Raw genomic sequence first — 7037 nt, forward strand, 5'->3', positions numbered from 1 at the left:
ACGGCCCCTTAGGGAACCCGATGTTCTGCACCCAATCGGGCTTAGTCTTTAAAATAAGTGGGATGGTGAAGGGGCAAGCCCCTTCACCAGGGGGTTGGGGACGGCGTCCCCAACCTTTTTTCCCTAATCCAACTGCACCAAAATCGCCTTCAGATACGCCGACTCCGGCAAGAACGGATGCACCGGATGATCCGGCCCGGCCCCCGCTTGCCGAAGAATACGGCCCGTGCGCCCGGCCTTCGCGAGGCCCGCGCGCATTTCATTCGTGAAGGCTTCGACGTCGACCGCGTGGGAGCAGGAGGCCGCGAGCAGGAAACCGCCGGGCGTGACCACGGAGGCGGCCGAGCGGATCATCTTGCGGTAGCCGCGCAGACCCGCGTTGAGGTCTTTTTTCGACTTCACGAAGGCGGGCGGATCGGCGATGACGAGGCCGAAGCGCTCTTTATCGGTAAAAAGCTGATCCATCACGAAGACGCCATCGCCCTGCATGGCGCTAACATTGGCGACGCCGTTCAGTTCGGCGGCGGCAAGGCCCCGGTCCAGCGCTGGGCGGGAGCGGTCGACCAACACGACTTCGCTCGCGCCCGCAAGCCCCGCCTGCACGCCGAAGCCGCCCGCGTAGGTATAAACGTCGAGCACGCGCGCGCCTTTGGCCAGATGGGCGGCGGCGGCGCGATTGTCGCGTTGATCGTAGAACCAGCCGGTCTTTTGGCCGTCGAGCACATCGACGAGGAAGCGCCCGCCGTTTTCCAGAATCTCGATGGGTTTCGTCAGGTCCAACTCGGGATCGGCCTTGGCGATTTCCGTATCGAGCGCCAAGCCCTCGAGCGTGCGCGACGAACTATCGTTGCGCAGCACGATGGCGCGCGGCTGCAACACTTCCTGCAAGGCCACCAGCAGGGGCGCGCGCAGGGCTTCCATCATCGCCGTATTGAGCTGCACCGCCAGAACATCGCCGTAGCGGTCCACCACCAACCCCGGAAACCCATCGGCTTCCGCATGGATCAACCGATAGTGCGGGGTGGGGAAGAAGCGCTGACGCAACTCCAACGCCCGGCGCAGGCGGGTGGCGAGCAAGCCGGTATCGATGACCACGCGCGGATCATGGGCCATCAGCCGGGCGGCGATCAGCGTATGCGGATTGAAGCCGAAGATGCCGAGGTTAGTGCCCCCGGCATCCACCACGCGCACCAATTGGCCAGGCGGCAGGGCTTTGGCGGCGGGGGTCATCTGGATTTCGTTGGAGTAAATCCAGGGATGACCATTGCGCACGCGGCGGTCGCGGCCTTCCTGCAAGCGCAGAACGGGCAGTTCGATAGGTTGGGTCATCCGCGGCGCTGGGTGGCGAGCGGTTGCGCGAACTGCGGCTCCACGTCCCAGGGGAAGTAGATCCAGGTGTCCTGGCTCACTTCGGTAATATAGGTATCAACCATCGGTTTCCCTGCGGGTTTGGCGTAAACCGTGGCGAAATGGGCTTTCGGCAGCAGTTCGCGCACGGCTTTGGCGGTATAGCCCGTATCGACGAGGTCATCGATGATCAGCCAGCCGTCGCCATCGCCGGGGTTGACGATATTCTTCAGAATGCGAATGTCGCCGCGCGAATGGTCGTCGGAGTAGCTTTTAATGCAGATCGTATCGACGACGCGCAGATCAAGCTCGCGTGCGATGATCGCGGCGGGCACAAGGCCACCGCGCGCAATGGCGATGATCCCGTGCCACGAGCGGCCTTCGATCAAACGCCAGGCAAGCGCCTTGGCGTTACGGTGCAACTCTTCCCAAGACACAGGGAAGGTTTTGGGGGACGGATTGGAATCGGCCATCGCGGCGGGCTCCTTTAGGCGTGACGATCAAAAAGAAGCCGCCTGTGTAGCCGATCCCATGCGCGCCGACAATGATTTGGAGCGGGATACTGCCCCGCCCAGCTCAACTATCCAAACCAGGGTCTTGCAGCAACCGACACCCGGCGATGCGCCAACCGCCATCTTTCTGGCGTTCCATGAAGTAGATTGCGAGCACCGACGCGCCCTTACTGTCCGTGAGATGCACCATTTGCACCGGCGTGCCGTCTGCGGATTTCAGCGCACCGAACCAGACTGAGCCGGGCCGATAGACGGGCGCATAGGCTTCGCGCACCAAGGCCAAGAAGCGACTGGGCGAGCCGAATTGCGTTTGAAGGGCGGTGGTCGCAAAGCCAAAGGCAGCGGGCGCATCATCGCGCGCGAAAGCATCCATCTGGGCTTGGATCACGCCGCGAATCGCGGTGCGGTCGGCATCGCTGAAAGTCTGGGCGTGCAGCGGACCCGCGAAACTCAGGCCCAACAGCATGAGCAGCAGGAAGAAACGAGATTTTAGCGCCGAGAAGACCATGACCGCCTCCTCATGAGGGGATAGGACTCATGAGGATAGCGCGTTTTCAAGCTTCTTCCAGTGGGAAGAAAGATTACCGAACGAAAAGCTGAACTTCGTTCGCGTCCACGGTCGGCGAGTTGGAGGACGACAGCGCCAAGCGATTGGGCGGCAAGCCCATATCGGTGAGCGAGCGCATCACCTGTTCCGCACTGCGCCGGGCTTGGTTTGCCGCCAAAGCCGCAGGCCCGGCCCCGCCGCGCGTCGGGCTGACGGCAACGAGATCGAAGCTTACGTCCGGGCGGCGTTCGAGTGCCTGGGACACGGCATTATAGAGCGCTTGTTCGTAAACCACATTCGGGCGGTCAAACCGGATCACCACCAGCGGACGGCGACCGTCAGGGCGCACAACCCCGGCGGCATTGCTGAGGCCGGAGGGCGTCGCCGCCGGAACGGCTGAACCGAGGCCGGCCTGTTGAACCCGGCCCGAGAGCGCCCCGCCAATCGGCTGACCATTCTTCACCGCCACCGACAGGGCCGTGAGATTGCGCCGTTCGTTGCCAATATAGGTGCTTTGGCGCGCCACATCGTCAGAAATATCCGACAGCATGCGATCAATCGCCACCTGGGCGCGGTTGGAATCGTCGAGCAGCTTGGCGAGCGCCTGATGATCTTCGTCGAGCGCGCCGGAAATGCCGAAGGCCGCCCGCGTTGAATCGACGATATAGGCCGCCAGGGCCGCATCGGCGGCAACGACGGTGGAGAGCTTGTTCAAGCGCCCCACATCCTCGTTCAACCGATCCAGCGTGGTTTGCGCCTGGTCCCACTGCTGCGTGACAATCGGATTGCCGGGCGTGGTGCCGACCTGGAGACGCGCGTTCATCGCCGCGACCAGGGCATAATAAAGCTGCCCGTTTTCCATATTGCCGTTGCGGATCGAGGCCAACAGGCTTTGACGATCGTCCAACTGGCCAGTCAAACGGGTCAAATCGGCCCGCAGTTGCGCCGCCTTTTCCCCAACCGGCGTGGAGGACGGCACGGCTACCGTGGGCGCGGGCGGCAAAGTCGCCGCAACCCGATTGCTGGACGGCGCCGGCACCGCGGAGGCAGCAGACCCCGATGAGCCGTTAAGGCTGCCGCAGCCCGAGACAGCGGTGAGAAGCGCGACGGAAAGCAGCGAGAAGGCTACTTTGCGGAACGGATGAGCGGCCATAAACACGGGCATGTGGTCGGAGCACCTTCCCCGGACAGATACAATGGTACCCCCTTGCGACCCTGAACCATTTCAACCGCAATCCTGTCGCCAGGATCGGGGGCTTGAAACGGCACCAACTGGATAAACGGAAGGTACCCTAATGGGTCGGGATACTATCGGAAGGTTTTGCCCATTCCAAGCCCCCCTTGCACCGCACCGCACCGATTCCTAAAGCTTCTGGTGGATTTACGGGGTCGAGACCGCCTTCCAAGCGCTTCTGTTGAACGATTGGCAGCGCCATTCATTTTTCCTCTTGCGCTGCCCGCGCGCTCTCGCTAATTTCCGCCACCTCAACGGCGGGCGCCCGTAGCTCAACTGGATAGAGCACCAGACTACGAATCTGGGGGTTGGAGGTTCAAGTCCTTCCGGGCGCGCCATTTTCCCTTAAATATCAAAGGGTTGGCCGCACGCCGTTTGAGAAATTCTAAAAAGATGATTTTGAGGTTCCACCGGGGTTCCACCAATCGGCTTTTCGCAGACGCTGGACGCTGCGACGATAAAGCGCCGCTTCACCCCAGCGGGGCATCCCCCGAGAGCAAATTAATCGGCATCCTTCTGATTTCTGAATGACGGGTCAGCCGTCGCTTTCGCTGTCGGGGCCTGTTTGCGCCGCCCGGCGGGTTGCCCAGGCGCGACGGGCAATCGCACTTTTGTGCCGGGTCAGCCCCGCGCGTATCGCCCCGTCCCGTATCCGGCTAATGGGCTTCGGCTGCTGCCCGGTTCGAAACCACTCGTTCCAATGATCCCGAAGCGCCTTTACGAGAGGTAGGGGATACATGCCCCGGTCCATCATCACATGATGGGTCTGACACAGCCACACGAGGTTATCGGCATCGTCATTGCTACGCACGTTATCGATATGACAGGCTTGCAGCGCCGCTTCCTGGGTAAAACCACAGATCGCACAGATCACGGCGTGCTTCTCCCGGCATAAGGCGCGGGTCTTGCCAGAACGCATTTTTTCGCCTCTCCCTTATCTAGGGGTATTCCAAAAACCCGACCTAGGGGGTTTTTGGCGTCTATAAAAAAGAGACACGAATAACCGGCAACGGGCTTATAGCCACTCCGGTAACTTTGCCCGCCACTCACTCATGAGAATCAGTGTGCCCTGAACCGTTTCCCCACCCTTCACCAGCTCGAGCTCACCCACAGGCTTCGTGTCATCCCATTGGAAATGCTCGGAGAGATACGATAGAACCTCCCGCTTATAGGCCGTATCGAGATTATCTAACTGGTCGCCTTTGGTTTCCAGGACTGTGATCCGCTTTGCGTCGCCTTCCTGCTTCACCGCGAAAATGAAGTCAGGATAGATTTTTGCTTTCCGCCACCCCTGAATCCCATATTGGCTACGGGCGACATTTCGGTGCCACCAGATCAATGCGGCCTCACCGTCGAGATAAACGGCAACATCGCGTTCGTCGCGGTTTAACTCACTTTCATAGACGGGCGCGAACAAGCTGCGTTCCAGTGGTCCGCCCGCGCCGTTGAGAAGTTGGCGTGCGGTTTCGGGTTCCGCCGTGTCGATAGTCTGGGGCATCTGCCAATTCCGCCCATCCAGGCGCAAGCGGAACTGAATGCGCCCGGCAGCAACATCGGCCTTAAACAGGGTTTCCGCGCGCCGGGTTCGCTCGGCATCCAGCCCGCGCCGCAACTCTTCGATAACTAAGCTTGAGAGGGAGCCCAGGCGCGCGTCATCAAAGCCCCGCTCCCGCAAAGCGGCAACCAACTGCGTCACGACTTCCCACCCCACGAAGGGGTTCAGAACGATGTCGGAGATCATCCGCACGACATAGGACGGATCAAACCGCAAGGCTTCACGGTTTGGCGCGATTGTCTCGCCAATGAAGCGCGTATCGCCCTCATTAGCCAACCGAATGCGTTGAAGTTGGCTTTCTGCCGCTTGAGCGTTCTCAGGAATGCGGGCGGCAGTTTCCGCCGGGTCATAGCCGCGCCAGTCGATCCGGGCGAGAATATCGGTTTCATAGTCAAGGTCGCGCACCTCGGTTCCCGCGACCACTTGCACCTTCGGTAAATAGATTTTGTCGGATTGAAAGGCGGGGCGTCGGTTGAGTTTGCGGACCTGCTTCCCCCCGCCGCTGCTATCGGCCTGCGTCACATGCAGAACCAAATCCCCTAGCCCATCCTGTTCCAAGCCGTTCTTAATGGCATCCACCACATCCGCCGTTTTGGCGTGATGAGTGATAACGTGGCATTCGTCCAGCGCCTCGATACCCGTTTTTGCCGCGCCGGGTTGGCGCAAAATCCGCCCGACAAGCTGCGTCATCGCCTTGAGGTTGGAACTAGCCGCGAGCCCGCACAGGACGTAGGCAAAGGGGCAATCCCACCCTTCTTGCAGCGCTTGCTTGGTAATGATCGCCCGCACGCGGTTGATGGGCGCGAGCAGGTCTTGGTTTTCTGGGTCGTTTAGATCATTCTGTTGAGCGGTCTTAATGGCGATTTCAGCCTCATCAAGGCCCGCCGTGCGCAGCCACTCTTTCACATCTTCGGCGTGAATGTGAGTGCTCTCCCGCTGGTCTGCCCCGGTTCGTTCCACCTGAATCAGCATGATCGGGCGAATGTAGCGCCCCGTATCAGCCCGCAACCGCTCGGCCTCGGCTTGAAGCGAATTGAGCCGGGTAAGCGCGGCTTCCAGCGTCGCCCGCCAATCGGTGCCCTGCCTAGGATCGAGATTGAGCGGCATTTTAATCATGCCCTCCCGGTCCAACTCCCGGCCCGTCACTTCCACCAGCACATTAGCATAGCGGCCCTCGCGGGGGCTTTTGCCACCGCGAGGCTGCACATCCTGGGGGGTTGCGGTCAACTCCAGAACGAAGCAGGGATTGAAGCCATACAGCGTGCTAAAGGCGAGGTCGGAAATTGCGCGGTGGCCTTCGTCCATCACCACCAACGGGCGGATAATCCGCAAGGCATTCCCCAGCGAGGATTTGACGCAGGCAAACATCCCCTCATAGGCAGATAGGTTGGGAATTGCCTCCAATAGCGCCCGATGCTTGTCTTGCTCGCCTTCCGCCGGAACGAAGCCATGCACATCGCCCCGGTCCTGGAACATTTTCAGCGTGTCCTGATTCTCCCGGTTGGACGATTGGAGCATCAGCAGCATGACGCAGAGATGCTCTTCCACGTCGCGGCGGTTCAGGCTATCGCCTTTTTCCAGAACGCGCACGCGGCCCGCCGCCGCCCTATCCAGCGCTTGCCGGTAAGGGTGCTCCCGGTCTTTCAGGCGCTTCAAGGTTTGGGAATAGATCGCCTCGTTCGGCACAACCCACAGCACAAACCCGGTATTGCGGTTTAGGTAACGCCCCAGAATGCGCGAGACGGCGGAAACTGCCAGCCATGTTTTACCGCCGCCGGTCGGCACCTTCAGCACCGCGTTCGGCACAGGCCGATTGCTTCCATCCCGGCGGGGAGAAAAGGG

Annotated in this window: 6 protein-coding genes and 1 tRNA gene; 1 reads left to right on the plus strand and 6 read right to left on the minus strand. The window is 60.9% G+C overall.

What is annotated here, in order from left to right:
• Window positions 1-123 precede the first annotated feature (123 nt).
• From ACIQ36_RS02700 to ACIQ36_RS02715, 4 genes are all read right to left on the minus strand, one after another.
• A complete protein-coding gene (locus ACIQ36_RS02700) occupies window positions 124-1329 on the minus strand; it encodes a class I SAM-dependent rRNA methyltransferase (protein ID WP_395825465.1) in 1206 nt (401 codons plus the stop codon).
• On the minus strand, window positions 1326-1820 hold the full coding sequence (gpt, locus tag ACIQ36_RS02705) for a xanthine phosphoribosyltransferase (protein WP_395825468.1): 495 nt from the start codon (window positions 1818-1820) through the stop codon (window positions 1326-1328). Before gpt ends, ACIQ36_RS02700 begins: the two co-directional genes overlap by 4 nt.
• Before the next feature lie 103 nt (window positions 1821-1923).
• Entirely contained in the window at window positions 1924-2367 is a 444-nt protein-coding gene (locus ACIQ36_RS02710) for a DUF4864 domain-containing protein (protein WP_395825471.1), read from the minus strand.
• Between the two features lie 73 nt (window positions 2368-2440).
• The gene (locus tag ACIQ36_RS02715; protein ID WP_395825474.1) at window positions 2441-3571 is read right to left on the minus strand and encodes a hypothetical protein; all 1131 of its coding nucleotides are present in this window, start codon (window positions 3569-3571) and stop codon (window positions 2441-2443) included.
• A 330-nt stretch (window positions 3572-3901) separates the two neighbouring features.
• Here ACIQ36_RS02715 and ACIQ36_RS02720 point away from each other — a divergent pair.
• Window positions 3902-3978, plus strand: a tRNA-Arg gene (locus tag ACIQ36_RS02720).
• Between the two features lie 197 nt (window positions 3979-4175).
• Here the strand turns inward: ACIQ36_RS02720 and ACIQ36_RS02725 are convergent.
• Complete coding sequence (locus tag ACIQ36_RS02725) at window positions 4176-4559, minus strand: HNH endonuclease (RefSeq protein ID WP_395825478.1); 384 nt, start codon at window positions 4557-4559, stop codon at window positions 4176-4178.
• Window positions 4560-4655: 96 nt separating this feature from the next.
• Window positions 4656-7037 (minus strand): DEAD/DEAH box helicase (locus tag ACIQ36_RS02730; RefSeq protein WP_395825481.1); only part of this gene is annotated, 2382 nt, incomplete at its 5' end.

This window comes from Elstera sp., assembly GCF_044372965.1.
Taxonomy (GTDB): Bacteria; Pseudomonadota; Alphaproteobacteria; order Elsterales; family Elsteraceae; genus Elstera.